At 72.4% G+C, this 26,386-nt stretch carries 25 protein-coding genes; 11 read left to right on the top strand and 14 right to left on the bottom strand.

The annotated features are described in order from the left end of the window. Positions 1 to 13: 13 nt before the first annotated feature. A complete protein-coding gene (gene yczR, locus OG746_RS16190) occupies positions 14 to 1,492 on the top strand; it encodes a MocR-like transcription factor YczR (RefSeq protein WP_266715305.1) in 1,479 nt (492 codons plus the stop codon). Positions 1,493 to 1,509: 17 nt separating this feature from the next. On the opposite strand, the gene OG746_RS16185 is transcribed toward yczR, so the two are convergent. Further along, the gene (locus OG746_RS16185; protein ID WP_266715304.1) at positions 1,510 to 1,827 is read right to left on the bottom strand and encodes a DUF5955 family protein; all 318 of its coding nucleotides are present in this window, start codon (positions 1,825 to 1,827) and stop codon (positions 1,510 to 1,512) included. Between the two features lie 230 nt (positions 1,828 to 2,057). Between OG746_RS16185 and OG746_RS16180 the strand changes: the two genes are divergently transcribed. Continuing rightward, positions 2,058 to 2,660, top strand: coding sequence for a nucleotidyltransferase family protein (locus OG746_RS16180; protein WP_266715303.1), 603 nt, complete (start codon positions 2,058 to 2,060; stop codon positions 2,658 to 2,660). Positions 2,661 to 2,861: 201 nt separating this feature from the next. Next, positions 2,862 to 4,484, top strand: coding sequence for a malate synthase A (gene aceB / locus OG746_RS16175; protein ID WP_266715302.1), 1,623 nt, complete (start codon positions 2,862 to 2,864; stop codon positions 4,482 to 4,484). Between the two features lie 57 nt (positions 4,485 to 4,541). On the opposite strand, the gene OG746_RS16170 is transcribed toward aceB, so the two are convergent. The 5 genes from OG746_RS16170 to OG746_RS16150 form a co-directional block, all read right to left on the bottom strand. Further along, a complete protein-coding gene (locus tag OG746_RS16170) occupies positions 4,542 to 5,276 on the bottom strand; it encodes a DUF899 family protein (protein WP_266715301.1) in 735 nt (244 codons plus the stop codon). After that, positions 5,273 to 5,611: an ArsR/SmtB family transcription factor gene (locus OG746_RS16165; RefSeq protein WP_266715300.1), complete on the bottom strand. Its 339-nt coding sequence runs from the start codon at positions 5,609 to 5,611 to the stop codon at positions 5,273 to 5,275. The genes OG746_RS16170 and OG746_RS16165 overlap by 4 nt, the downstream gene beginning before the upstream one ends. Further along, positions 5,608 to 6,090, bottom strand: coding sequence for an SRPBCC family protein (locus tag OG746_RS16160; protein ID WP_266715299.1), 483 nt, complete (start codon positions 6,088 to 6,090; stop codon positions 5,608 to 5,610). The genes OG746_RS16165 and OG746_RS16160 overlap by 4 nt, the downstream gene beginning before the upstream one ends. A 121-nt stretch (positions 6,091 to 6,211) precedes the next feature. Further along, on the bottom strand, positions 6,212 to 7,117 hold the full coding sequence (locus OG746_RS16155; protein WP_266715298.1) for a HipA family kinase: 906 nt from the start codon (positions 7,115 to 7,117) through the stop codon (positions 6,212 to 6,214). Between the two features lie 156 nt (positions 7,118 to 7,273). Further along, positions 7,274 to 8,170, bottom strand: coding sequence for a LysR family transcriptional regulator (locus OG746_RS16150; RefSeq protein ID WP_266715297.1), 897 nt, complete (start codon positions 8,168 to 8,170; stop codon positions 7,274 to 7,276). A gap of 98 nt (positions 8,171 to 8,268) precedes the next feature. Between OG746_RS16150 and OG746_RS16145 the strand changes: the two genes are divergently transcribed. The 4 genes from OG746_RS16145 (at position 8,269) to OG746_RS16130 (ending at position 12,480) form a co-directional block, all read left to right on the top strand. Beyond that, complete coding sequence (locus OG746_RS16145; RefSeq protein WP_266715296.1) at positions 8,269 to 8,748, top strand: hypothetical protein; 480 nt, start codon at positions 8,269 to 8,271, stop codon at positions 8,746 to 8,748. Continuing rightward, positions 8,741 to 10,369 carry a multicopper oxidase family protein gene (locus tag OG746_RS16140; RefSeq protein ID WP_266715295.1) on the top strand — a complete coding sequence of 543 codons (1,629 nt, stop codon included), beginning with the start codon at positions 8,741 to 8,743 and terminating at the stop codon, positions 10,367 to 10,369. The genes OG746_RS16145 and OG746_RS16140 overlap by 8 nt, the downstream gene beginning before the upstream one ends. Before the next feature lie 51 nt (positions 10,370 to 10,420). Beyond that, positions 10,421 to 11,656, top strand: coding sequence for an NAD(P)/FAD-dependent oxidoreductase (locus OG746_RS16135; protein ID WP_266715294.1), 1,236 nt, complete (start codon positions 10,421 to 10,423; stop codon positions 11,654 to 11,656). A 218-nt stretch (positions 11,657 to 11,874) separates the two neighbouring features. Continuing rightward, positions 11,875 to 12,480 carry a dihydrofolate reductase family protein gene (locus tag OG746_RS16130; protein ID WP_266715293.1) on the top strand — a complete coding sequence of 202 codons (606 nt, stop codon included), beginning with the start codon at positions 11,875 to 11,877 and terminating at the stop codon, positions 12,478 to 12,480. A 97-nt stretch (positions 12,481 to 12,577) separates the two neighbouring features. Here OG746_RS16130 and OG746_RS16125 read toward each other — a convergent pair whose 3' ends face one another. The 6 genes from OG746_RS16125 to OG746_RS16100 form a co-directional block, all read right to left on the bottom strand. Further along, a complete protein-coding gene (locus OG746_RS16125; protein ID WP_403720000.1) occupies positions 12,578 to 13,165 on the bottom strand; it encodes a GTP-binding protein in 588 nt (195 codons plus the stop codon). Further along, on the bottom strand, positions 13,146 to 13,598 hold the full coding sequence (locus tag OG746_RS16120; RefSeq protein ID WP_266715291.1) for a DUF742 domain-containing protein: 453 nt from the start codon (positions 13,596 to 13,598) through the stop codon (positions 13,146 to 13,148). The genes OG746_RS16125 and OG746_RS16120 overlap by 20 nt, the downstream gene beginning before the upstream one ends. After that, the gene (locus tag OG746_RS16115) at positions 13,595 to 13,984 is read right to left on the bottom strand and encodes a roadblock/LC7 domain-containing protein (RefSeq protein WP_266718993.1); all 390 of its coding nucleotides are present in this window, start codon (positions 13,982 to 13,984) and stop codon (positions 13,595 to 13,597) included. Before OG746_RS16115 ends, OG746_RS16120 begins: the two co-directional genes overlap by 4 nt. Positions 13,985 to 14,037: 53 nt before the next feature. Next, entirely contained in the window at positions 14,038 to 16,593 is a 2,556-nt protein-coding gene (locus OG746_RS16110) for a sensor histidine kinase (protein ID WP_266715290.1), read from the bottom strand. A 59-nt stretch (positions 16,594 to 16,652) separates the two neighbouring features. Next, positions 16,653 to 17,435 (bottom strand): MHYT domain-containing protein, encoded by a 783-nt coding sequence (locus tag OG746_RS16105; protein WP_266715289.1) that lies wholly within the window; start codon positions 17,433 to 17,435, stop codon positions 16,653 to 16,655. Between the two features lie 347 nt (positions 17,436 to 17,782). After that, complete coding sequence (locus tag OG746_RS16100; protein WP_266715288.1) at positions 17,783 to 18,418, bottom strand: winged helix-turn-helix transcriptional regulator; 636 nt, start codon at positions 18,416 to 18,418, stop codon at positions 17,783 to 17,785. 106 nt (positions 18,419 to 18,524) lie between these two features. Here OG746_RS16100 and OG746_RS16095 point away from each other — a divergent pair, with 106 nt between their 5' ends. Next, on the top strand, positions 18,525 to 19,733 hold the full coding sequence (locus OG746_RS16095; protein ID WP_266715287.1) for a pyridoxal phosphate-dependent aminotransferase: 1,209 nt from the start codon (positions 18,525 to 18,527) through the stop codon (positions 19,731 to 19,733). A 1-nt stretch (position 19,734) separates the two neighbouring features. Beyond that, entirely contained in the window at positions 19,735 to 20,376 is a 642-nt protein-coding gene (locus OG746_RS16090; RefSeq protein WP_524540416.1) for a peptidase, read from the top strand. 94 nt (positions 20,377 to 20,470) lie between these two features. Here OG746_RS16090 and OG746_RS16085 read toward each other — a convergent pair whose 3' ends face one another. Both OG746_RS16085 and OG746_RS16080 read right to left on the bottom strand, forming a co-directional pair. Beyond that, positions 20,471 to 21,793, bottom strand: a complete 1,323-nt coding sequence (locus OG746_RS16085) for an SWIM zinc finger family protein (RefSeq protein WP_266715286.1) — start codon at positions 21,791 to 21,793, stop codon at positions 20,471 to 20,473. Then, the gene (locus tag OG746_RS16080) at positions 21,790 to 24,720 is read right to left on the bottom strand and encodes an SCO1167/SCO6262 family helicase (protein ID WP_266715285.1); all 2,931 of its coding nucleotides are present in this window, start codon (positions 24,718 to 24,720) and stop codon (positions 21,790 to 21,792) included. The genes OG746_RS16085 and OG746_RS16080 overlap by 4 nt, the downstream gene beginning before the upstream one ends. A gap of 246 nt (positions 24,721 to 24,966) precedes the next feature. On the opposite strand from OG746_RS16080, the gene OG746_RS16075 reads away from it, so the two are divergent. Continuing rightward, entirely contained in the window at positions 24,967 to 25,560 is a 594-nt protein-coding gene (locus OG746_RS16075) for a histidine phosphatase family protein (RefSeq protein ID WP_266715284.1), read from the top strand. Between the two features lie 136 nt (positions 25,561 to 25,696). Further along, positions 25,697 to 26,329 (top strand): hypothetical protein, encoded by a 633-nt coding sequence (locus OG746_RS16070; RefSeq protein WP_266715283.1) that lies wholly within the window; start codon positions 25,697 to 25,699, stop codon positions 26,327 to 26,329. The last annotated feature ends 57 nt before the right edge of the window (positions 26,330 to 26,386 follow it).

Raw genomic sequence — 26,386 nt, 5'->3', positions numbered from 1 at the left:
ACGGAGTTGTGGCATGGGTGACAAGGCGGTGGTCCGCAGCGTGGACGGCGGTGGGCGGGGGCTCGGCGGCAGGCGGCTCGGCGCGCTCGTGACCGGTGTGGCCGGGGAGCGCCCCGGCTACCGCGCGCTCGCGCAGGGCGTGCGGACGCTGCTGCTCGACGGGCGGATCGCGCTGCACACGCGGCTGCCCGCGGAGCGCGAGTTCGCGGCTTCGCTCGGGGTCAGCAGGGCCACCGTCACGGCCGCGTACGACCTGCTCCGCGAGAGCGGGTACGCGCGCAGCAGGCGCGGCGCAGGGACGTGGACCGAGCTGCCGGACGGCGCGCGGCCGACCGTCGTGGCCACCCCCGCGGCGGGGGACGACGTGATCGATCTGGCAGTCGCCGCGCCCGGGTTCCTGGAGGACGAACTGTCGGCCGCGTACGCCGCCGCGGCCCCGGACGTCGCCCGGCACGCGGTGACCAACGGCTACCACCCGTACGGTCTGACGGAGCTGCGCGCGCAGATCGCCGAGCGGTACACGCGGCGCGGTCTGCCCACGCTGCCCGAGCAGATCCTGGTCACGACGGGCGCCCAGCAGGCCGTGTCGCTCACGCTCACGCTGCTCGGCAGGCCCGGCGACCGGATCGTGGTGGAGAACCCCTCGTACGCCAACGCCCTTTCGGTGATCCGGCAGTTGGGGCTGCGCACCGCGCCGGTGCCGGTCACCGAGGACGGCTGGGACGTGGAGCTGATCGGCGCGACGCTGCGGCAGTCGGCGCCCCGACTCGCCTACCTGATCCCCGACTTCCAGAACCCGACGGGCCGGCTCATGCCGAGCGAGCAGCGGAGGCAGATCATCGCCGCGGCGCGGGCGACCGGCACCTGGCTGGTCATCGACGAGACGATCGCGGACATCGCGCTCGACGGGCGGAGCGAGCCGCCGTTCGCCTCCCTCGCCCCGTCCGGCGGGGGCGAACAGATCGTCACCGTCGGCTCGTTGAGCAAGGGGCACTGGAGCGGCCTGCGGGTCGGCTGGGTGCGCGCGGGCACCCGCCTCATCACCGAGCTGACGGCGCTGCGGGTCACCGCGGACATGTCGGGCTCGGTCCTCGACCAACTGGTGGCGGGGCGGCTGCTCGACCGGGAGGACAGTATTCTGCGCGGCCGGATCCCGGTGCTGCGCGAGCGCCGCGACCGGCTCGCCGAGGCGCTCGGCCGCGAATTCCCGGACTGGCGCTGGCAGGTGCCGCCCGGCGGGCTCTCCCTCTGGGTGGACCTGGGGCGGCCGATCGCCTCCGCGCTCGGGCGGGCCGCGCTGCGCCACGGGGTGCGGATCGAGGGCGGGTCACGGTTCGGCGCGGACCCCGGCACGTTCGAGCACCGGCTGCGCGTCCCGTACGTCCAGCCGGTCGAGGTCGCCGAGGAGGCGGTGCGGCGGATCGCGGCGGCGCTCGACGGCGGGCTCGGCGGGGCGGGCGATGAGCCGGGGCGGCCGCACTGGGTGGCGTAGCCGCTCCGGCGCGGACGTCAGCCCTGCGAAGGCGGCCCTCCGAACAGTTCCACAGCGCCCCTGACCTGGGTCAGCGCCGCGGACAGCGCGCTCACCGAGCCGATCGCCCCCGCCACGAGCAGCAGCGAACGCCGCAGCCTCGGTACCTCGGGCCGGCCCCCGCCGGCCATCGCGTCCAGTGCCGCGAGCTCGTCCTCCGCGATCCCCCGGTCGGGAAACTCGACCGGATGCGCGGCGAGTTCACGACGTAACCGGGACACGGCGGTACGCAGCTCGTCCACCCGCGGGTCCACGTCGCTCCCGGTCACAAGCCTCTGCTCCACGCTCCGCAACACAGCTCTCCCCCTTGCACGTCCTTGTGCGTGTGTTGTCCTGCTCAGGTACTTCTCGACTGCTACTGCCGCTACTACCGCGTAACCCGGCCGGAGCGTCGATCGGGCGTCCAACTCGGGTTTGTGGCGGCCCAGTTAACGCCACGCGCAAGCGTTTCGCCAGTCCGTTGCGCAAGGCAACTGTGAAAATCCGAACGACTTCGATCGCGACTTGCGTGCGATATGCAGGGGGCATGACGACAAAGAGCACTGGCGCGGTTGCGGGACTGCTGCTCGCCGCGGGTGGCGGCCGGCGGCTCGGCGGCCGCCCCAAAGCACTCCTCCAGCACCACGGGCGACCACTCGTGGAACACGCGGTACGCATCTTGCGCGCGGGGGGATGCGATCCCGTGCACGTGGTACTCGGCGCGGCGGCCGGCGACGTACGGGAGCGGGCCGCGCTGGAGGGATGCCAGGTGACGGAGAACCCGGACTGGGAGGACGGCATGGGGTCCTCGCTGCGGGCAGGACTCGAAGCGCTTGCGGACACGGAGGCGGACGCCGCACTCGTACTCCTGGTGGACCAGCCGGGGATCGGCGCGGCGGCGGTGGCGCGGGTACTCGAGGCCTACGACTCCCCCGCCTCGCTCGCGGCGGCCGCGTACGGCGGGGAGCGCGGGCATCCGGTGCTGTTCGGCCGGGACCACTGGGCGGGCATCGCGGCGAGCGCGAGCGGCGACCGCGGGGCGCGCGCGTACCTCAAGGAGCGCGCGGGGGTGCTGGAGCTCGTGGAGTGCGGGGACATCGCCGAGGCGTACGACATCGACACGGAAGCGGATCTCGAGCACCTTGAGTAACGGGGCGTGGCACGCAGAGCCACGTTCTGTCGACTCTGAGAATCTCGACGTCAACAAACCATTGAACTTCCACAATGAGGAAACTAATATCCACTGTTGAGAAGGGCCGGTCCCCCAAAGCGGGGCCAGCAGCCATACCCACGCGGCCCCGGCACCCAGTGCCGCAGGCGCCGTTCGCTCGCTGAAGGAAGTGACAGCCACATGTCCGCACCAGCGCCGTCCCCGCTGGCCATCGTCGACGCCGAGACCCTGCCCGGACAGGGCGAGGTGCTCACCGAAGCGGCCCTCGCCTTCGTGGCCGAGCTGCACCGCCTTTTCACGCCCCGGCGTGACGAGCTCCTCGCCCGTCGCACCGAGCGCCGCGCCGAGATCGCCCGCACCTCCACGCTCGACTTCCTCCCGGAGACCGCCGCCGTCCGCGCGGACGACACCTGGAAGGTCGCCGAGGCCCCGGCCGCCCTGAACGACCGCCGCGTCGAGATCACCGGGCCGACCGACCGCAAGATGACGATCAACGCGCTCAACTCCGGCGCGAAGATCTGGCTCGCCGACTTCGAGGACGCCTCCGCCCCGACGTGGGAGAACGTCATCGGCGGCCAGCTGAACCTCACCAACGCCTACAACCGCTCCATCGACTTCACGGACGAGCGCTCCGGCAAGTCGTACGCGCTGAAGTCCGCCGACGAGCTCGCCACGGTCGTCATGCGCCCGCGCGGCTGGCACCTGAACGAGCGCCACCTCGTGGACGGGAACGGCAAGGCCGTCCCCGGCGCGCTCGTCGACTTCGGCCTCTACTTCTTCCACAACGCGAAGAAGCTGATCGAGCTCGGCAAGGGCCCGTACTTCTACCTCCCGAAGACGGAGTCGTACCTGGAGGCCCGCCTCTGGAACGAGATCTTCGTCTTCGCGCAGGACTACGTCGGCATCCCGCAGGGCACCGTGCGCGCCACCGTCCTGATCGAGACGATCACGGCCGCGTACGAGATGGAGGAGATCCTCTACGAGCTCCGCGACCACGCCTCCGGCCTGAACGCCGGCCGTTGGGACTACCTCTTCTCGATCGTCAAGAACTTCCGTGACGGCGGCTCGAAGTTCGTCCTGCCGGACCGCAACCTGGTGACGATGACCGCCCCGTTCATGCGGGCGTACACCGAACTCCTCGTCCGCACCTGCCACAAGCGCGGCGCGCACGCGATCGGCGGCATGGCGGCCTTCATCCCGTCCCGCAAGGACGCCGAGGTCAACAAGGTGGCCTTCGCGAAGGTCCGCGACGACAAGGACCGCGAGGCCGGCGACGGCTTCGACGGCTCCTGGGTCGCGCACCCGGACCTCGTCCCGATCGCCATGGAGTCCTTCGACAAGGTCCTCGGCGAGAAGCCGAACCAGAAGGACCGCCTGCGCGAGGACGTCTCGGTGGCCGCCGGCGACCTGATCGCCATCGACTCCCTCGACGCGAAGCCCACCTACGACGGCCTCGTCAACGCCGTTCAGGTCGGCATCCGTTACATCGAGGCGTGGCTGCGCGGCCTCGGCGCCGTCGCGATCTTCAACCTCATGGAGGACGCGGCGACGGCGGAGATCTCCCGCTCCCAGATCTGGCAGTGGATCAACGCGGGCGTCGTCCTCGACAACGGTGAGACCGTCACCGCCGAGCTGGCCCGCAAGGTCGCCTCGGAGGAGCTGGCGAACATCAAGGCCGAGGTCGGCGAGGAGGCCTTCACGGCCGGCAAGTGGCAGCAGGCCCACGACCTCCTCCTCCAGGTCTCCCTGGACGCGGACTACGCGGACTTCCTGACGCTGCCGGCGTACGAGCAGCTCGGCTGACGTTTCGCTGTGTGTGAGGGGCCCGGCGCCGGAGTGGCGCCGGGCCCTTTCGCGTCCTCAGCCCAGGTCGTCGGAGTGGCCCGCCGCGAGGCGCGGCCAGTGCGGGATCGGCCGGCCGTCGGCGCGCAGCCGGATGTCCTCGGCCGGTTCGCCCTGGCCCTGCGGCCAGCCCTCCGGGGAGTCCTCCCACAGCTCCTGGCGCCCGTAGGCCGTGAGGTCCATCAGCCGGTAGCTGTTGTCCACCTGTTCCACGCCGCGCAGCGTGGTCCACCACGTCTCGAAGACGCGGTCGCCGTCCCGCAGATAGCTCACCAGGTGCATCATGCCGACGTGCCTGCCAACCAGCAGCTGCTCCAGGGACGGGACCGCCGAGTACCAGGGCATGTCCCAGCCCATGAAGTCCCGGTAGCGCCTGCTCTCCTCGTACGGACCCTGGCACAGGACCGCGTACGTGATGTCGCGCGAGTGCAGATACGACAGCTCCCTGACCTGGCTCGCGCACCAGGTGCAGCCCTCGCACTGCTCGGCGGCCGGGTGGCCGTCGTGCCACATGAAGTAGTACGCGAGGAGCTGTCGGCGGCCCTCGAAGGCGTCGAGCAGCGTGATCGGCCCGTCGGGCCCGGTCAGTTCGAGGCCGCCGTCCACCTCGACCATGGGAAGCCGCCGCCGGGCGGCGGCGATCGCGTCGCCCTCGCGGGTGTGGGCCTTCTCGCGCAGCCGCAGCTTGTCGATCCCGGCCTCGAATGCGGCCCGGTCGGTCACCGGCGGCAGCGCCGGGGCGTGGTCGGTCATGGCTCCTTCTCCCCTCGTCCGTCCGGCCCTTCGGCCAGTTCCTTGATGCGCAGCAGGCGGGTCTCCCAGGAACGGCCTATTCGGTCGAGCTCCCGGGCGAGCGCGCCGAGCCGGGCGCCGACGGCGATGTGGACCACCTCGCGGCCGCGCTGCTCGGACTCGACGAGCCCGACCTCGCGCAGCACCTCCAGGTGCTTGACGATCGCCTGCCGGCTCACCGGCAGCTCGCGGGCCAGCGCGGACGCCGACATCGGCCCCTGCCCGAGCCGGGTGAGGATCTCCCAGCGGGTCGCGTCGCCGAGCGCGGCACACACGGCGGGCGGCGCGGCGGTCACGCCCCGGCCTCGACGAACTCCTTCGCCGCGGCGAGTTCGGCGAGCCAGCCCTTGTCGTTGCCCTCGCGCTCCTTCAGCCATACGGCCGGGTCGTCGGCGAGACCGGAGAATCCGCTTTCGACGACGCGCAGCGTCACCCCGCCCTCCGCGCGTTCGTCGATCCAGAACTCGACGAGGGTCGAGCCGGTCGTCTCGCCGCGGTGCGGGGTCCCGATCCAGCGGAACGCGGCGTAGCGCGGCTTGTCGAGCTCGACGGTCCTGAACCGGAACTCACCCAGCGAGGCGTGCCGCACGACGGCCACATCCCCCTCGTACCGGATGTCGGGCTCGGCCTCCACGGTGCCGTCGTTGACGTACCAGCCGGGGCGTACGACCAGTTCCCAGACCCGCTCGGCGGGGGCGTCGATGTCGATCCGGCGGGCGATGCGGTCGAGCTCCGCGAGGTCGTCGGCGGTGTGGGTGGCGTGTGCGTCGGACATGGGGTCCTCCTAGCTACGTTGCCTGCAACCCAAGGGTTGCACTTGCCGAGCCGGGATGCAACCCCTCGGTTGCAAGTGGGGCCCGTCGGGGGCTGCGCTTCGCGATGTCGCAGTACGGGCGTCAGCCCACGTGGCGGGACCAGTCCTGTTCTGCCGGGGGCTTTCCGTGGAGGTCCGGGACGCGCTTCAGCCACGCGGGGCGGCCGCGCTCCGTCGCCGCCGCGCGCTTCGCGTCGGCCGCCGCCAGTTCGTCGCGGGACGGGAAGTCCGTGGGCAGCCAGGAGGCGGAGGAGCGGGCGCGGGCGAGGAGGTAGGTGACGTAGGCGTCGCGTGCCTCGTCCGGTGTGGCGAAGTCCGTGAGCCACGCGTCCGGGACGAGGGAGAGGATCTCCCGCAGCAGCTCCTCCGTCACCTTCGGCGCCAGTTCCGCGTCGGCGCCGCGCGTGTCCGGCCCGTACCCACCGAGCGCGTGATGCCGGAAGTCGTACGCCTTCGCCGGGTCCGCGCCGTCCCAGCGGTGGTGGAAGACGAGCGCCGCGCCGTGGTCGATGAGCCACAGCTTCGGTTCGGCGATGCCGAGGGCGGGCCAGACCATGAGGTTCGAACTGTGCACCGTACGGTCCACGTTGACGGTGAGCGCGTCGAGCCAGACGATGCGGCCCGCCTCCAGCGGGTCGACGGGAAACGTCTCCGCGATCTCCGGCGTGAAGTCGACCGCGCCCGGCAGGAAGTCCATGCCGAGATTGAGCCCCGCGCTGGCGTCGAGCAGCTCCTTGACCTCCTGGTGCGGCTCGTCCGCGCCGAGCGCCGGGTCGAAGTGCGCGAGCACCAACTCCGGGAAACGCAGCCCGAACGCGCGCGCAAGCTCGCCCACGACGATCTCCGCGACGAGCGCCTTCACGCCCTGCGCGGACCCGGTGAACTTGACCACGTACGTGCCCAGGTCGTCCGCCTCGACGACACCGGGTACGGAGCCGCCGGTGCGCAGCGGGTTCACATAACGGGTCGCGGTGATTTCTCTCAGCATTTCCTCACCTCACCCCTCCGCCGGCCTTGCAGTCCAAGGTTCTTCCCCAGCAGTCCGTCCATGGCCGTTCGCCCCTTGCTTCCGGCCTCCGGCATGAAGCGAGCATAAACCGAGGGTGATCGCCGGCGAGGAGCGCCCGAGCCCCCCGCCCCGGCCTCAAAGCGGCTGACGCTCGGCCGTGGTGCTCCACGGCCACGTCACGAGGGTGGTGTGCATCAGTCGCGCCGCCGTGGACAGGCGGCTTCCCGACCTGCTGTGCAGGGTGAGGGTGCGGCGGCAGGACGGGGCGTCGACGGCGATCCAGGCGACCGGGCTGACCGTGTCGGCGGTACGGGCCATGGCAGGGATCAGGGTGAAGCCCACCCCGGCGCCGACCAGGGCCGCCGTGGCGGCCGGCTCATCGCCTTCGCAGACGATGCGCGGGGTGAGGTTGGCCGCGGCGAAGAGGTGGTCGAGCAGGTGGCGTTGCCAGTGGCCCGGTCGGGCGATGACGAAGGGCTCGTCGCGCAGTTCCTCGACCGCGACCGAGGACCGGGCAGCGAGGGGGTGGTCGGGCGGGGCGGCCAGCCACACCGGCTCGTCGTGCAGGCGGACGCTGTCCAGGCCGTCACCGGAGATCGGCTGCGAGGCCACGCACAGATCGACCTCTCGGGCGTGCAGCGCGCGGTGCATCTCCGCGGCCGCCATCTGGTGCAGCTGCACATCGATGCCCGGGTGGGCCTGCTTGTACGCCCCCAGCGGACCGGTCACGGTCAGGAACGTCTCCGAGGCCAACCGCACTCCGCCGATCCCCTCGCGGGCGGCCTCGGCCACCGCGCGCCGCCCCTCCTCCAGCTCACCGAGGGCCCGTTCGACGTGGTCGCGGAAGAGGCGGCCGGACTCGTTGAGGCGCAGCCGCCCTCCGCGGTCGAAGAGCGGGGCGCCGAGCTCCGCTTCGAGGCGGGCGATGGTGCGGCTCAACGACGGCTGGGCGACGCGGAGTTGTTCCGCGGCCCGGCTGAGGTGCTCCAGGCGGGCGATCACCAGGAATTGGCGCAGTGCGTGCAGGTCCATGACGTCCCCTTCCCACCTGGGCCCATAGCACCCAGGGCATAACAGATTAGCAATATTGATCTTTGACGGCATATCTCTGCAAGCATGACCGTGGAGGCATGACCAGCACTGATGAAGCTCCGTCGGCCACAGCGGGGCGCGAGGCCCCGAGCACCGGCGTCACCGGCGTCACCGGCGTCACCGGCGTCACCGGCGTCACCGGCGGGATGTTCCGGGCGGCGGTGACACTGCACACCGTCGTGGTCTTCGGCCAGCCGGTGTTCGCCGGCGTGTATCTCTCCGGGGACATCGGCGGGCTCGGCCTCCATGCCCTCGGTGCCGATGCGGCATCTTTCCTGGGTCTCGCCCAGGCCATCGTGGGCGTCACCTACTCCGTGCGGCAGCGCGTGTGGTGGCCGGCGCTGACGTCGCTGCTGCTGGTGGCGGCCGAGTCGGTGCAGTACGTCGCGGGCATGGACGGGGCGCTGTGGCTGCACCTTCCGCTCGGGGTGTCGTTGATCGCCGGGCTGGCGGTGCTCTTCACCGTGGCGTGGACGCGGCCGCTGCGCGGCAGGGGGCGGGGTGGCTCCGATGCGTAGGCAGACGGGCGTACGAGCCGCGCCCTCGCGCCGCCGGATCCTCGCGGTCGGCGGGGCCCTGGGGCTGCTGGCAGGCGGCGGACTCGGCCTCTCGGGCGCGCTCGCCAACCGCCCGGCACTGACCGGCGGAATGCTGCGCAGCGCGGCGCCGCTGCCCGAGCCGTACACCGTGCCGCTGCCGATCCCGAAGGTGCTGACCCCGGCGGCGACCGGGAAGGGCGCCGACCGGTACGAGATCACCCAGCGCGAGACGACCGCGGAGATCCTGCCCGGGACCCGGACCGGGCTGTGGACATACAACGGGACCTTTCCCGGCCCGACGGTCGAGTCCCGCCGCCGCCGTACGGTCCGGGTGCGGCACCGCAACGAGCTGCCGGTGCCGACCGCGGTGCACTTGCACGGCGGCCGCACACCGGCGGACTCCGACGGCTATCCCACCGACCTGATCCTCCCGGACGGCTGGCCGGACCCGGAGCATCATCACGGCGGGGGCCACGGCGCGGGCAGCCACCAGATGGCCGATCCTCGCGCCGTCACCAGCCGCGTCACCCGTGACTACACCTTTCCCAACGACCAGCGTGCCGCGATGCTCTGGTACCACGACCACCGCATGGACTTCACCGCCCCGGCGATCTGGCGCGGTCTCGCCGGGCTTCACATCATCCGCGACGACGTCGAGGACGCCCTGGACCTCCCGCGCGGTGAGTACGAACTGCCACTGCTGATCTGCGACCGCTCCTTCGAGGCGGACGGATCGCTGCGCTACCCGGCCCTCGACCCGGCCCTGCGCGAACGCCCCGGCGTGCAGGGCCCGTACGCGGCCGGAGTGCTCGGGGACGTCATCCTGGTCAACGGTGCCCCCTGGCCGGTGCACGAAGCGGACGCCGCCCGCTACCGGCTGCGGCTGCTCAACGGCTCCAACGCCCGCCACTACGACCTCGAGGCCGTCACCGACGACGGCAGCCGCCTCGACCTGGTGCAGATCGGCTCCGACCAAGGCCTGCTGGCCGCCCCCGTCACCCACACCCGGGTGCCGATGGCGCCGGCGGAACGATACGACGTCGTCGTCGACTTCCGCGGCCTGAAGCCCGGCAGCAGGGTGCGGCTGCGCAACCGGCTGGGCAGCGGGCGCACCCGCGAGGTGATGGCCTTCCGCATCGCACGGAAGGCCAGGGGCGGCGAGCGGAACGGCGGCCGGGTACCCGACCGGCTCGCGGACGACCTGCCAGGCCGGCACCGCTCGCAAGCGACCGCGGTCCGCGAATTCGCCTTCCGCGCCGGGCACATGCAGCACGGCCGCGGCTGGCTGATCGGCGGCCGAGCCTTCGATCCGGTGCGTACGGACGTGTCCACCCGGCTCGGCAGTGTCGAGGTGTGGCGGCTGGTCGCCGACGTCCACCACCCCATCCACCTGCACCTGGTGGGCTTCCGGGTGCTCTCACGCGGCGGCGGCCCACCGCTGCCCCAGGACGCCGGGCTGAAGGACACGGTCTCGCTGCGGCCCGGCGAGTCAGCGGAGATCATCACCCGCTTCGACGGCTACCGGGGGCGCTATCTCTTCCACTGCCACAACGCCGAACACGAGGACATGGGAATGATGGCGAACCTCGAGATCGCCTGACCTCCATTCCGCTTCCCCCCGTCCGAACCGACGACGAACGGATCACCACGCATGCCCACCAACAATGGAATCGCCATCGTCGGCGCCGGCCTCGCCGCCGCCAAGACCGTCGAGGCGCTGCGCCTGACCCACGGCTACGAGGGCCCGCTGACATTGATCGGCGACGAGCCCCACCTGCCGTACGAGCGCCCGGGACTGTCCAAGGGCTATCTCCTCGGCACCGTCGACGCGGCCGGTCTCGATGTCCACCCGGCCGACTTCTACGCCGCGAACGACATCAGCCTGCTCAGGTGCGAACGCGCCACCGACCTCGACCTCGCGGCCCGTCGCGTTCGCACCGACGCCGGCACCGAGATCGCCTTCGACCAGGTCGTCCTCGCCACCGGGGCGCGGGCGCGCCGGCTGGACGTGGCAGGCCGTGGCCTGGCCGGCATCCACTATCTGCGCAACCGCGACGACAGCGACCGGCTGCGCGAAGCGCTCGGCTCCGCCGGCAGCGTGGTGATCGTCGGCGCCGGTTGGATCGGCCTCGAACTCGCCTCGGCCGCCCGCACCCTGGGCCTGACCACCACTGTCATCGAACCGCTGCCCACCCCGCTCTACACCGTGCTCGGCCCCGAGATCGGCGGCTTCTTCGCTCAGCGCCACCGCGACCACGGCGTGAACCTGCGCACCGGGGACGGCGTGGAGAAGTTCCTCGGCACCGGCAGGGTGGAGGCCGTCCGCACCACCACGGGCAAGATCATCCCCGCCGACCTCGTCATCGTCGGCGTCGGCGCGATCCCCAACACCGAACTCGCCGAGCGGGCAGGCCTGAAGACGGACGCGGGCATCCTGGTCGGCCCAGACCTGCGCACCTCGCACCCCGCCGCGCTGGCCACCGGCGACGTCGCTCGCCAGTGGCACCCACGCCACCTCAACCCGATCCGGGTCGACCACTGGGACAACGCCATCGTCCACGGCACCGCCGCCGCGGCCACCCTCACCGGCGTACCGAAGATCGTCGACATGGTGCCGTACTTCTTCTCCACCCAGTACGACTCGACCCTCGAATACGTCGGCCGCCCCCTCCACTGGGACCGCGTCATCACCCGAGGGGACCCGGACGCCCCGGGCTTTACGGCCTTCTGGCTGGACGGCGGGACCCCGGTCGCCGCGATGACGCTGGACAACTGGGGCGCGGCAGAACACCTGCGGGCCCTGGTCGCCGCCGCCCGGCCGACGGACACCGGCCGGCTGGGAGATCCAGGCGTCCCGCTGCCGGCCCTGGCCCGCGCTGCGGCTTGACCGGACGACCTGACGGTGGCAGGTCTCCGTGCCCCGCCCCCCGTTCTCGGAGCGGCCGTCGCCCGCCCGTCCCGCCCGCGAGCCGACCGACTGCGGGAGCGGCCCAGGGGGCGACTTCTTCGCCGGCTTCAAGGCGTGCCTCACGATCAACCGCCAACACGATGAGTTTGTGGCTCGCGGCCGGTCCAAACTCATGACACCTCAGGAAGGGAACCGTCATGTCAGAGCTTCTCGTCGACTTCATCACCTCCCTCGACGGCTATGCATCGGGAGAGGGGTGGCCCGGGTTCTGGGGCCTCGAGGGCCCGGAGTACCTCGCTTGGCTGGGTAAGCAGCCCGAGGTCACCTACCTGATGGGAGCGAACACCTACCGCCTGATGTCGGGCTTCGCCGCAGGCGAGGTCCCGAGTGGCCAGGACGAGTTCAGGCCCGAGGAAGAGGAGTCCGTCGACGAGCTCACGCAAGCGTCCAAGGTGGTGTTCTCCTCCTCACTCAAGGATCCACTGAAGTGGGCCAACTCCACGCTCGTGCGTGACGATGCCGTCGAGGCGGTCCGCGCCATGAAGTCGAGTGGCACGGGGCTCCTCAGCACGATCGGCAGCCTCAGCCTGTGCCGTTCCCTGCTACGAGCCGGACTCGTCGACCGCTTCCGGGTCGTGATGTTCCCGGTGATCACCGGGGCCACGGGTGAAGAACGCATCTACGACGGCTATCCGGACGTCGCCCTCGACATGCTCGACCACCGCACCTTCGACGGCCGCATCCAGCTGGTCGACTACAAGCCCCGCGTCCTCGAACACCCCCCGCTCCACGTCCCTGCGTGACCTCGCCCCGCCCGCCGGCCCGGACGGCCGCGGGTTCACACAACGGGTCGCGGTGATTTCTCTGAGCCTGGGCACCAGGTCAGGCTCATACGGGCGGTCACGCGTCCCGGCGCAGCACCTGCTCGAGGAGCGAGATCAGCGTCTCCTTGCCGGACTCCCTGTCCCGGGCGTCGCACAGCATCACCGGGGTCTCCGGGCCGAGGTCGAGCGCGCGGGAGACCGCTTCCGAGGAGTGGGAACGTACGCCGTCGAAGCAGTTCACCGCGACGATGAACGGGATGCCGCGGCTCTCGAAGTAGTCGACCGCCGGGAAGCAGTCGGCGAGCCGGCGGGTGTCCGCGAGGACGACCGCGCCGAGGCAGCCCGTCGCCAACTCGTCCCACAGGAACCAGAACCGGTCCTGGCCGGGCGTGCCGAACAGATACAGCGCGAGGTCCTCGCGCAGGGTGATGCGGCCGAAGTCCATGGCCACGGTCGTCGTCGACTTGGTGGTGACGCCGTCGAGGTGGTCCACGCCGCGCGAGGCGACCGTGAGCTCCTCCTCGGTGCGCAGCGGGCGGATCTCGCTGACCGACTCCACCATCGTGGTCTTGCCGACGCCGAAGCCACCCGCGATCAGCACCTTCAGGGCCGTGAAGTCGGTGCGGGCGGGTGTGGTCATCGGGTCAGAGTGCGCGAAGGCCATTGATCACTTCTCGGAGGAGGTGGGCGTCTGGGCGGGCGTAGCCGGCGGGTTCACCCGTGGCGGAGTCGGTCGCCGGGGCCTGTGGCGGCGCGACGGTGACGAGGGACTTCGCCGTCAGGTCGCCGAGCAGGACGCGGACGACGCCCAGCGGGAGGCCGGAGTCGGAGGCCAGGTCGACGAGGGGGCGCGGGCCGCGCAGGCACAGGGCGAGCAGCTCGCGCTGTTCGGGCGGCAGCGGACCGTTCGGCCTGGTGTGGGTGGGGCGGACGATGGCCATGAGGTCCATGCGTTCCGCCCCGTTGCCGGTGCGGGCGCGGCCCGAGGTCATGGCGTAGAGCCGGACCAGGGGCCCCGCGTCCTCGTCGTAGCGGTCGGACCAGGCGTCGTCCGTGCGGTCGGGGCGGCGGCCGGGTGGTGGGGGCGGCGTCGTCACGGGGCATCGCCGTCCGAGCGGGTCGGTACGCCGAGGTGTTCGCGCACGCGGTCCACGAGCAGCGCCATCTCGTACGCGACGAGGCCGATGTCGGCGTGTCCGTCGGTGAACACGGCGAGGCAGGAGCCCTCGCCCGCGGCGACCACGAACAGGAAGCCGCCCTCGAGTTCGACCATCGTCTGGACGACGCCGCCCGCGTCGAAGTGGCGGCCCGCGCCCTTGGCGAGGGAGTGGAAGCCGGAGGCGATCGCGCAGAAGCGTTCGGACTCGTCGCGGCCGAGGCCGGTGGAGGCGCCGACGCAGAGGCCGTCGCCGGAGAGCATGACCACGTAGCGGACCTCGGAGACGCGGGCGGCCAGCTCGTCGAGGAGCCAGTCGATGGCCATGGCGCCGCCGGTGTCCCCCAGGCCTGTGACGTTGTACGTCGGGGGCGTCGTGTTCATCGGGGACCTCCGTCGTTCGGGGCGGCCGGGCCGCCTTCCTCGCGTGCGGCGCGGGCGCGTCTGCGGCCCGAGCTCAGCGACGTCATGGTGGCGCGGGCGGCCTCCGGCGAACGGGCGGTCCCGTCCCCCTGCGCGGGCGCGCTGTCCCGCAGCTCGGGGCTGATGCTGGCCTGCCGGACGCGCCGCGGAAGCCCGTCCGGGCCGGTGTCCGGGGTGTGCGCGTGCGGCACCGGGGTCTCGGCCGGGCCGGGGTCGGCGTCCTGGCTGTAGGTGCGCTGCACCGGGGGCTCCGCCGGGCCGGGGTCGGCGTCCTGACTGTGGGTGCGCTGCACCGGGGGCTCCGCCGGGCCGGGGTCGGCGCCTCCCGTGAGGGGCGCGCCGCGCCGGGGTGCCGCCTTGCCCACCCTGCCGCCCAAGGCGGCAGATTGCCCAAGGCGGGTGGGCTGCTGCGGCGCTTCAGGCCCGGCATGGTTCCGCATTTCAAGCCCCTCCGTTTGCCGACGGCGGGTGGGCACATCCAGCCCGCTCTGAGGACGAGAGCCCGCGGGGTCCGGGGCGGAGCCCCGGGGCGTAGGACGGTCGGCCGGTGGGGTCGCGGTGCGTTGTGGGAGGGGGGCCGCCGGTGGCGTCGGGACCGGGCGCAGCCCCGGATGCGACGCCTCCAGAAGGTTCTGCGGGATGAAGACGACCGCGGTGATGCCGCCGTAGATGGAGCGCCGCAGCGTGACGTCCAGGTGCTGCCGCTCCGAGAGCCGGTTGACCACGAAGAGCCCGAGCTTGCGGGAGTCGAGCAGGTCGATGTCGGTGGCGTTGATACGCGCGTTGGCGTCGGCGAGCGCCTCGTCACTCATACCGAGGCCACGATCCTCGATCTCCAGGCAGGCACCCGCGCCGACCGGCTCACCGCGCACCACCACGGGAGTGTGCGGCGGCGAGAACGCCGAGGCGTTCTCGGCGAGTTCGGCGACGAGATGGACCACGTCGGCGACGGCCGAGCCCGCGAGGAGAAGGTCGGGGATGTCCTGGAGCTGGACCCGGTCGAAGTCGGGCGTCTCCGCGAGTCCCGCCCGGATCGCGTCGATCAGCGGCACCGGGTTGCGCCAGGCACGCCCAGGAGCCGAACCGGAGAGGATCAGCAGCGACTCGGCATGCCGCCGCATGCGCGTCGTCAAGTGGTCGATGCGGAACAGGTCTTCGAGGTCCGTGGGGTCCTCCGTACGACGCTCCATCGCGTCGAGGAGGTCGAGCTGGCGGTGCAGCAGCACCTGGCTGCGCCGGGCCAGCGACACGTACACACCGGAGACACCCGTGAGGACCGCCGCCCGGTCCGCGACCGCCCGCAGCGCCGCGCGCTGCACGGTGGTGAGGGCCGCGCCGACCTGCCCGACCTCGTCGCTGTGCGGCGTCTCGTCGAGCGGCGCCTCCTTGTCGAGGTCGACGTCCTCGCCGTTGTGGATGCGCCGCATGGAGGCGGGCAGCCGGTTCGCCGCCATGTCGAGCGCCGTGTTGCGCAGCCCCGTGAGGTCGGCGACGAGGCCGCGCCCGATGCGTACGGAGAGCAGCAGCGACACGATCACACCGAGCAGACCGAGGATCACGGCGATGCCCGAACTGCCCAGGGAGGAAAGGGAGTACGGCTCCGCGCCCGCGGCCTCGTCGATCGCGCGCGACCCGGCCTTGTCCAGGGCGGTCAGGGTGGACCGCGCATCCGACTGCCAGCGCCCGGCGGGCACCGCGTCGACGGCGTTCCGCGCGCCCGCGGCGAGGACCATGTCCTGCACATGGCTCAGGTCCTTGGCGCCCGCGGTGCCGAGCGCGGCACGGAACGCGGTGGCGTCGCGGCCCGACAGGTCGGGCAGCGCGGCCTCCGTGAGGCTGCGCTGCACCGCCACGTCGCCCACGAAATCGCGGTACTGGCCGGCCGTCATCTCCCCGCCGGCCGCGTGCGCGGCACCGAGCAGCGCGTCCTGGCGGCTCAACGCATCGCGCGCGCGGGCGAGTTGGAGCAGCGTACGGGCGGTGTCGCTGTCGGCCGCGGCGAGTCCGGACCGTACGGACATGGCCCGCTGGACCGCGGTGTCGTATCCGCCGATGCCCTCCGCACCGCCCCGCGCCTGCGCCTTCTGACGCGGTCCGGACAGCGAGTCGGCGCTGAACTTCAGCTTCTGGATGCGGTCGGGCAGCGACGCGTCGAGGTCGGCGAGGTCGGTGCTGATGGAGCGCAGACCCGCGTTGAGGGCGTCAACAGCCTTGTCCGTACGGTCCGTTGCCTCGGTGAAGTCCTGCCGCGTGGTGGCGTCGTGCGCCACACGGTACTTCATGGCGGCCGCGCGCTCGTCCTGCACCGCGCCGGTGAACCGTGAAATCGGCGTGACGAGAGCCGAGTTCACCTCTTTCAGCTGTTCCTTGTCGGATATCTGGGACGCCGTGGTCACCGCGGCGTGGCCCCACAGCGCCATCACGGAGACGACGGGGACCGTGAGCAGGGTGACGACCTTGGCTCTGATCGATTTGGAGCGCAGCCGTTCGGGCAGCGGAAAGCGCGCGGGCATGGGGGGACAGCTCCTCGGCCGGACCTGAGTGGTGTGGTGGGGGGGTGGGGAACGCGCGCCTACGTGGCGGGCAGTTCGACCTCGTGCAGCGGACGGGCCGCGGCCTCGCTCCGCGCGCGCTCGTCCGCCGTCGGCGACAGCGCGACGAAGGCGCAGGTGAGGAAGAGGAACGAGCCGAGCACGACGGCCAGCGGCAGGATGAACGCGGTCGCGGTGGCGCCGGACAGCGGCGCGGTTCCCGCGTGCACACTGACCTTCACGGCGGCCATTCCGGTGTAGTGCATGCTGCTCACCGCGAGGCCCATCACGAGCGCGGCGACGGCGGCGACCACGGGCCCGCGCACGGACAGCGCGGCCCACAGTGCGGCGGACGCGGCGACGACGGCGATCACCACGGAGACGGCCACGAGCACGGGGTCGTAGGAGAGGGACCCGTTGAGCCGCACCGCCGACATGCCGATGTAGTGCATCGCGGCGACGCCAAGACCGGTGCCGAGACCGCCGAGCACGACGGAGAGGGCGCGCGACCTGCCGTACCCGGCGACGAACATGCCCGCGCCGACCACCAGGATCGCCACGAGAAGGCTCAGCAGGGTGAGGGGGATGTCGTAACGGATCGCGGTGCCGTCGACGGCGTAGCCGAGCATCGCGATGAAGTGCATCGTCCAGATTCCGGCGCCGATCGCGACGGACGCGGTGAGCAGCCAGTTCCGCTTGGACCGCTGTCCGGCGTCCTGGGCGCGCGCGGTGCAGCGCAGGCCGAGCGCGGATCCCACGACCGCCATCACGTACGACAGGACCGGAGTGATCCAGCCTCCTGCCATGTGGTGCATGTGCCCCATATTCGCTACGGGTCCCTCTCACTCTTCACATCGGCCCCCCGGTCGACCGGGACGCTAACACGCATGTCACGGCTTGATCGGAGCGGTAATTGGCCTGAATGAGAGGGGTTACCGACCGGTAGAGCCCGAGTTCATGGGGTCTTCACAAAGTGGCGCGTCCTGTGACCGCGGATGATGTTGCGACTCTTGTCACGCCGCGCCTCGGGACGGTCCGGACATTGCCGCCGTTCCTCGCGGGACGCCTATGAGGAGAGGTTTCAGGAGGTGCCGCCGCGCCGGGGAGGTGCCGCCTCTCCGGGAGGGGCACGTCACGAAGTTTCGTCACGAAGCCTCGTCACGGAGCCCCGTCACGAAGTCCCGTCGCGCAGCGCCTTCGCCAGCGCGCCCTCGCCCACCACGGCGACGCGCCCGCCGCGCACCGCCTCGACCAGACCGACCGCGCCTCGGGCGACCTCGTCGCACACCTCGGCCTCCAGGGTCAGCCGCACGTCCGGCTCCCCGTCCGGGTACGCCCCCTCCCCGTACACGGGCTCCCCGCCCAGCCGGACATGGAACGCCCCCTCGTCGACCCGGACCTCCACCGCGCCCGACTCCCCCAACGCCTCCAACTGCCGCGACAACGGAAGCGCCAGCCAGTGCGCCCGCACCGCGTCCGTGGGCCGCCGCTCGGCGAGACCCGGCGCGCCCCACTCCCCCAGCGCCTGCAACACGGGCAGCAACTGGCGTCCGCGCGGGGTGAGTTCGTACACGTACACAGAAGCGGGCGGGGGCAGCCGCCGGCGCACGGCGATCCCGTCCCGCTCCATGCCCTTCAGACGCGTGGCCAGCATGTCCGTACTCACACCCGGCAGATCGGCGTGCAGGTCCGTGTAGCGGCGCGCCCCGGCGAGGAGTTCGCGCACGATCAGGAGGGTCCAGCGGTCCCCGACGGCGTCGAGGGCGCGGGCTGCGGCGCAGTACTGGTCGTAACTTCGGCGTGGCATGACGCGCAGTCTATGCAACTTGTTGGACTTTCCAAGCACCCACTTGGTAAAACCAAGCAGCAACGGTTCAGCACAGTGGCACCTGGTCCGCCTGGAGGGCAAGCGCATGGAGTTCCGGCAGTCGAGCAAGCTGAGCGAGGTCTGTTACGAGATCCGCGGCCCGGTGATCGAGCACGCCAACGCGCTGGAAGAGGCGGGCCACAGCGTGCTGCGCCTGAACACCGGCAACCCCGCGCTGTTCGGCTTCGAGGCGCCGGAGGAGATCGTCCAGGACATGATCCGGATGCTCCCGCAGGCGCACGGCTACACGGACTCGCGCGGCATCCTCTCCGCGCGCCGCGCCGTCGCCCAGCGCTACCAGGCGCTCGGCCTCGACGTCGGAGTGGACGACGTCTTCCTCGGCAACGGCGTGTCCGAACTGGTCTCGATGGCGATCCAGGCGCTCCTGGAGGACGGCGACGAAGTCCTCATCCCCGCCCCGGACTTCCCGCTCTGGACCGCCGTCACCACGCTCTCCGGCGGCAAGGCCGTCCACTATCTCTGCGACGAGCAGTCGGACTGGTACCCGGACCTCGCCGACATGGAGTCGAAGATCACCGACCGCACGAAGGCGGTCGTCATCATCAACCCGAACAACCCGACGGGCGCGGTGTATCCGAAGGAAATCATCGAGGGCATCCTCGACCTGGCCCGCCGCCACGGCCTCATGGTCTTCGCCGACGAGATCTACGACCAGATCCTCTACGACGACGCGGTGCACCACACCGCCGCGACCCTCGCCCCGGACCTCGTCGTCCTCACCTTCTCCGGCCTCTCGAAGACGTACCGCGTGGCCGGGTTCCGCTCCGGCTGGATGGTGGTCACGGGCCCGCAGCAGCACGCGCGCAACTACCTGGAGGGCCTGAACATGCTCGCCTCCATGCGCCTGTGCCCGAACGCACCCGCCCAGTACGCCATCCAGGCCGCGCTCGGCGGCCGCCAGTCGATCCATGAACTCACCGCACCCGGCGGGCGGTTGCTGGAGCAGCGCGACAAGGCGTGGGAGAAGCTGAACGAGATCCCCGGTGTCAGCTGCGTGAAGCCCAAGGGCGCGCTGTATGCCTTCCCGCGCATCGACCCCAAGGTGCACAAGATCGTGGACGACGAGAAGTTCGTCCTCGACCTGCTGCTCCGCGAGAAGATCCAGGTCGTCCAGGGCACCGGCTTCAACTGGCCGAGCCCGGACCACTTCCGCATCCTGACCCTCCCGTACGCCGATGATCTCGATGCCGCGATCAGCCGGATCGGTCGCTTCCTGAGCGGATACCGTCAGTGACGTGATCTCTACGACCTCGTGCAGCACCTGTGGGCACGCCAGCCACACCCAGTTCGCCTCCCCCGACCTGGTCGGGCCCATCGTGTCCGGACGCTTCGACCGGGCGCGGGATCCCGCGTGGCGCCAGTCGGGCGCGGCGACGGTAGAGGACTACGCGCGCTGGTGCGGGCACCTGTGCGGGGCGACGTGTCTACGCATGGCGCTCGGCCCCGGCGCCCCTTCGCTCTTCGAGCTGCGCGACGGGGCGCTGAAGTTCGGTGCGTACCGGGTGGACGCCGAGGGCGAGATCCGCGGCATGATCTACGCGCCCGCGGTGGAGTACGTACGGGAGATGCACGGCGTCGACGCGGCGGTGCACCGCACCCTGCGCGCGGACGAGATCGGCGAACTGCTCGACGCGGGACGCCTGGTCATCGCCTCCGTGCACTACGCGATCCGCCGCCCGCACGAGCCGGCTCCCGGCCGCGGCGGCCATCTGGTCCTCGTCACGGCCCGCACACCGGACGGCTCCGGCTACCACTTCCACAACCCCTCGGGCACGGACGCGTCGACGCGCACGGCCGACCTCCCGGTGGAACGCTTCGAGGAGTTCTTCGCCGGGCGCGGCATGTCGCTGGCCCGATCAAGCCCCTGCGGCGTTTGAGCAGCGGGGTCCGGGGCGGACCCCCGATCTTTCCAGCCCCGCCGGCGTTTGAGGCGCGGGGTCCGGGGCGGAGCCCCGTGGTCGGGGGAACGGGTCAGCCTGCGCCCAGTAGGGAGTCCAGCGCCGACACCGGGTCGCGGCCCGGCTCGCCTCGGGGCCACCAGTCGTCGCGGTCCGGCTCGGACTCGTACCCGTACCACCAGCCGTCGCGGCCCAGCCGGAGCTGGACGGACGCCGTCGACAGATGGTTGCGGTGGGGGCGGAAGTCCGGGTGCCCCACGGCAAGGAGGGCGGGGCGGGCGCGGTCGAAGGGGCCCGCCGGCGGGTCCCACTCCTCCTCCAGGACCGAGAGGCCCTCAAGGCCGCCCTGACGCCAGGCGGCGACCGCACGCGCCAGATCGGTGGGCGTACGCCCGGTGCCACGGGACAGCGACGCGTACAGCGCGCGGGTCGCCGCCGTGAGGCCCGAACCCGGGTGGGCCGCGGCGAGCCGGACCGCGTCCTGCCACGGGGAGAGCGGGGCGATCGGGTCGGCACCGGTGGTGAGCAGCGCGTGGGCGCGGACACCCGCCTCCGTGGCGAGGAGGTCGAGCGCGAGCGGGTCCGGGGCGTCCGGCGCCTGCGGGTAGGAGGGCGGGCGCTCGGGATACCGCGGGGCCGGGAACTCCGGTGGAAGTGGCGGCAGTTGACCGCCCCGCGCGCCCGCGTACGCGTCCTTCGCCGGGAGCGAGTCGAGCTCGGGGGCCCGCGCCTTGGACCGCTCCTCCGCCTCGTGCACCGAGCTGCGCCGCGTCAGCTCCCGCAGCAGCTCCTGCTCGCCGCGGCCGCGCAACAGGAACAAGACGAACGGGTCCTCGTCGAGGATCCGGGCCGTCTGGTAGCAGAGCGCCGCCGCGTGCTTGCAGGGGTGGCCGCGGTCCGGGCAGGTGCACTCGGGGGTGATGTCGTCGACCGTGGGCAGCAGATCGGCGGCCGCCGCCAGCGCGTGCGGCACGTCCTTGTCCAGGAGCGACGCCAGGTGCTCGGGGCGGGCCGCGGCCGTGCCCAGGAAGCGGTCCCACGCCTCCTCCGGCAGGGTGCGCAGGCGCAGTTCGGCCCGGTAGGGGCGGGGGCGCGAGCCGTGCACGTACGCGACGACGCGGCCCGGGGTGACCGTGATCGCGTCGACGTGCCCACGGTCCGCGTAGGCGCGACCGCGGGCGAGGCGGCCCTGGTCGAGGGCCGAGTCCTCCAGGGCGTCCACCCAGGCGTTGCCCCACCACGTCAGGGCGAAGCTGCCGCCCGGCTCTGCGCGCGGCGGCAGCGGCGGGAACGTGCGGCGCGCGTCGAGGTGCCGGGCCCGCGCCTGCTCGTCGGCGCCCGCGCGCCCCGGCACGTGCGGCCGGTGCGTCCTGGTGGGCCTGCGCGTCGGGCTCATCGCGTCGCCTCCCTGCGCAGCGTCACGAGGTCCGTGAGCTCCCGGTCGGTCAGCTCGGTGAGCGCCGCCTCGCCGGTGCCGAGCACCGCGTCCGCCAACGCCCGCTTGGTGGCGAGCAGTTCGGCGATCCGGTCCTCCACCGTGCCCTCGGTGATGAGCCGGTGGACCTGCACCGGCTGGGTCTGCCCGATGCGGTACGCACGGTCCGTGGCCTGCTCCTCCACGGCCGGGTTCCACCAGCGGTCGAAGTGGATCACGTGCCCCGCGCGCGTGAGGTTGAGTCCGGTACCGGCCGCCTTCAGGGAGAGCAGGAAGACGGGCACCTCGCCGGACTGGAAACGGTCGACCATGCGCTCCCGCTCGACGATCGTGCTACCGCCGTGCAGAAGCTGGCTGGGAATGCCGCGGGTGGTCAGGTGCGTGGCGAGCAGCTTGGCCATGGCCACGTACTGGGTGAAGACGAGCACCGAGCGGTCCTCGGCCACGATCGTGTCCAACAGCTCGTCCAGGAGGGCGAGTTTTCCGGAGCGGCCCGCCAGGCGCGGCCGGGAACCGTCGCCCTGGCCCTCCTTGAGGTACTGCGCCGGGTGGTTGCAGATCTGCTTCAGCGACGTCAGCAGCTTCATGATCAGGCCGCGCCGGCCGATGCCCTCGGCCTCCTCGATCTGCGCCATCGACTCGCGCACCACGGCCTCGTAGAGCGACACCTGCTCGCGGGTGAGCGGCGCGGGGTGGTCGGACTCGGTCTTCGGGGGCAGTTCGGGGACGATGCCGGGGTCGGACTTCCTGCGGCGCAGGATGAACGGGCGCACCAGCCGGGCGAGGCGCTCGATCGCCTCCGGGTTCGTCCCGCCCTGGCCCTGCAGCGGGACCTCGCCCTCGACCACGCGCGCGTGCCGGGCGCGGAACGCCTTGAGCGGACCGAGCAGCCCGGGTGTCGTCCAGTCGAGCAGGGCCCACAGCTCGGACAGGTCGTTCTCCACCGGAGTGCCGGTGAGCGCCACGCGCGCGGGCGTCCCGATCGTGCGCAACGCCTTCGCCGTCGCCGAGTTGGGGTTCTTCACGTGCTGCGCCTCGTCGGCCACGACCATGCCCCAGGTGTGTCCCGCGAGTTCGCCGGCGCGGGTGCGCAGGGTGCCGTACGTGGTGAGGACGAAGCCGCCCTCGACGCCGGTCAGGGTGCGGTCCACGCCGTGGAAGCGGCGCACCGGGACGCCGGGGGCGAACCGCTCGATCTCCCGCTGCCAGTTGCCGAGCAGCGACGCCGGGCAGACGACGAGCGTGGGCGAGGGCCGGGCGCGGCGCAGGTGCAGCGCGATGAGCGTGACGGTCTTGCCGAGGCCCATGTCGTCGGCGAGGCAGCCGCCGAGGCCGAGCGAGGTCATGAGGTCGAGCCAGGCCAGGCCGCGCAGTTGGTAGTCGCGCAGCGTCGCGTGCAGGCCCTCGGGCGGCTCGACCGTGTCGATGCCCCGGGTGAGCCGGTCGCGCAGCTCGGCGAGGCGGCCCGCGGGCACGGCCGCGACCCGCTCCCCGTCGATCTCGGCCTCGCCGGTCAGCGCGACCGCCAGCGCGTCGACGGGCTCCAGCAGGCCCAACTCCCGCTTTCGGGCCTTGCGTACGAGATCGGGGTCGACGACCACCCACTGGTCGCGCAGCCGCACCACCGCGCGGTGCGACTCGGCGAGCAGGTCCATCTCGCGCTCGGTCAGCGGGTCCCCGTCGAGCGCCACCTGCCAGTTGAACTTCAGCAGTTCGTCGCTGTCGAAGAACGGCGTCCCGTCGGTCGCCGAGCCGGGCGCGGCCTGCGCCCGGACCACGGCGGTCGCGGTGAGGGAGCGGGCGATGTCGCGCGGCCAGTGCAGGGTGACGCCGGCCTTGGCGAGGCGCGCCGCGCCGGGCCCGAGCAGATCCGTCAGCTCACCGTCGGACAGGGCGAGCACGTCCGGCACGTCCTGCTCCAGGAGGCGGCCGAGCGGCGGCCAGGCGAGCGCGGCCCGGCGCACCGCGAGGACCGCGTCGATCCGGGCGCGCGGCCCGAAGTGCTCACCGGCCTCCCCGGCCCACAGTCCGGCGGCGTCGACCACGCGCGTGGGGTCGGCGAGGCTGTGCACCTGGACGATGGCGGCACCCGCGCGGCGTGCGCCCACGCCTTCCTCGGACCCCGACTCCGGCTCTTCCTCCCCGTCGAATTCGTCCCCGTCGAACAATGCGGCCTGCGACAGGTCGAGCCGCAGCGACACCTTCACGCCCGCGTCGAGACCGGCCGCCGCCTCGACCGCCCAGGGACGGGCCCGCGGAATGTGCTGGGCGGCCGCGGCCGCGAACGGCGCGCCCGCCGCGTGCGCCGCGGCCGGGGTGCGCGGCAGCGCGTCCGCCACCGCGTCGAGCAGCGCCCGCACCAGTGCCTCAGGCTGCGGGACCCGCAGCGGTTTGCTCCCCGGCACCGGCGTCGCGTACCCCTCGGGCGGCAGGGCGGCGGCGATGCCCCGCACCTGCGCCACGTCGTCCTCGTCGAGCGGGCCCGCGCGCCACGCGTCGTGGTCGGAGGCGGTGAGGCCCGGCAGCAGGCGGCCCCGCGCCACCAGGTGCAGGGCGTGCGCCGCGGCCGCACCCCAGGCGGCCGCCGCCGGGTGGGCGCCCCGGGTGCGGCGGGCCCGCAGCAGCAGCGGCAGCGCGTCGAGGACCGGCAGCACGAGGGCGGGAACCTTGTGGCTGCGCACAGTGGAGCCGTGCGACCGCACGAGGGTCAGCTCGCCGTCGGCGCCCGCAAGGCCCGACCAGCCCGCCCAGTCCGACCCGCCCTGCCCGTTCGGAGTGTCCGGCGCGTCCGGGGACCAGAAGGCGATCCGCCCCGCGCGGGGCAGCGGATCGGGCAGGAAGACGGCGGCGGCGCTCAGCGGGACACCCGACAGCTCCGGCACGCTCACGCCACCTCCCTTCCATCTCTCCGCTCAGGCCTCGATGACCCCTAAGACCTTACGGGGCGGGTCTGACAATCCTTGATCCCATGCCCAGTGCGCAGCGTCCGGTCCCTGTTGCCCGCTCCCCGGTGCCCGGCGGCCCATGCGGACTGCCCGGACCGGCCCGGTCCGACCCTCCCGCCGGGCCCGTACGCCCCCGCCCGGAGACAATGGACATGCCTCTGCCCACCTCCAAGCGAACAGGCGCGAACCTTGGGTGATCTGCTTCTCGTCCGGCACGGCGAGACCGAATGGGCCCTGACCGGGCAGCACACCGGCCTCACGGACATCCCGCTGACCGACAACGGCCGGGAGGAGGCGCGCCGCGTCGCGCCCCTCGTCGGCAGTTACCACGTGGGGGCGGTCTTCGTGAGCCCCCTCCAGCGCACCCGCGAGACCGCCGAGCTCGCCGGCCTCACGCGCTACACCGTCGATTCGGACCTGCACGAGTGGGACTACGGCGCGTACGAGGGCGTCACCACCCGGGAGATCCAGCGCACCCGGCCCGACTGGTACCTCTTCGACGACGGGGTGCCGCCGGGGCCGCCCGAGCATCCCGGTGAGACGCCGGAGGAGGTGGGCGAGCGGGCCGACCGGATGCTCTCCAAGGTCGACGCGGCGCTCTCCAACTACGAAGGCAGCGTCGTCCTCGTGTCGCACAGCCACTTCCTGCGCGTCCTGACCGCGCGGCGCCTCGGCCTGCCGCCGTCGGGCGGCTCGCACTTCCTGCTGTCGACGGGCACGGTCAGCCGCCTCACCTTCGAGCACGGCAGACCGGTGATCTCCGGCTGGAACCTGCGGCCCTGAGCCCAGCCGCGCGCTCGCCCCGCCCCGCTCGCCCCGGCCCGTTGTCAGACCCGTCGTGCACCATCGACTGGAGAACCACCGGCCGGGGAGCCCGGCCGACGAAGGGATCCAGGGAGCACCGGACGGGAGGCACGCCGTGACCAGACCGCCGACTGCCGCGCAGCGCCGCATCATCGAGGCCGCCGATCCGGAGACCGGCCGGGTATCCGGCAGCCCCGCACAGCTGGCCCGGCTCGTCGTGCTGAAGCTGGCGTTCCGGCACCCGCGTCCCCCGCACGACCACTTCCTGACACCCGCGGGGCACCGGGTGCGCGAGGCCGGGGACGAGCCACCGGCCGCCGAGCCACCCGGTGAACCGGCCGCGCCAGGTGGCCCGTTCGCCGCTCGGCTCGGCGGCGAGCAGGAGGCCGACACGGGCCCCGCGCGGGCGCGCGAAGTACGGACGGCGTGGCAGGGCCTGTTGGAGATACGCCGGATGACCAACCCGGACGGCGCGACGGACCGGCCGTGCGCCTGGGAGCGGGGCCGCCTCGCATCCTCCGCAGCGCTCGCCCTGGAAGCGGCGGGCTGCGCTCCGGCCGGCGGGACCTCGCCCGGTTACCGCGTGCGCGACACCCCGCAGCCGGAGGCCGTCGCCGTACAGGATCCGGAGCCGGACGGGCTTGCGGCGTGCGCGGAGGCGCTGCGGGAAGCGGGCTGGCAGGTGAGCGAGCACGCGCAGCCGCGCGGCGGGGCCCGCTACCTCCTGGCGTCGCCCAGACGTGCGTAACGCACCTCACGGCGGCCGGAATCCCCTCCCCCGCCCGACTGTTGGCATGATCGGCGC

The sequence above is a fragment of the Streptomyces sp. NBC_01016 genome, from assembly GCF_026341035.1.
Taxonomy (GTDB): Bacteria; Actinomycetota; Actinomycetes; order Streptomycetales; family Streptomycetaceae; genus Streptomyces.
The sequence above is the reverse complement of the archived record's forward strand: the minus strand, read 5'-3'. Positions and strand labels throughout refer to the sequence as shown.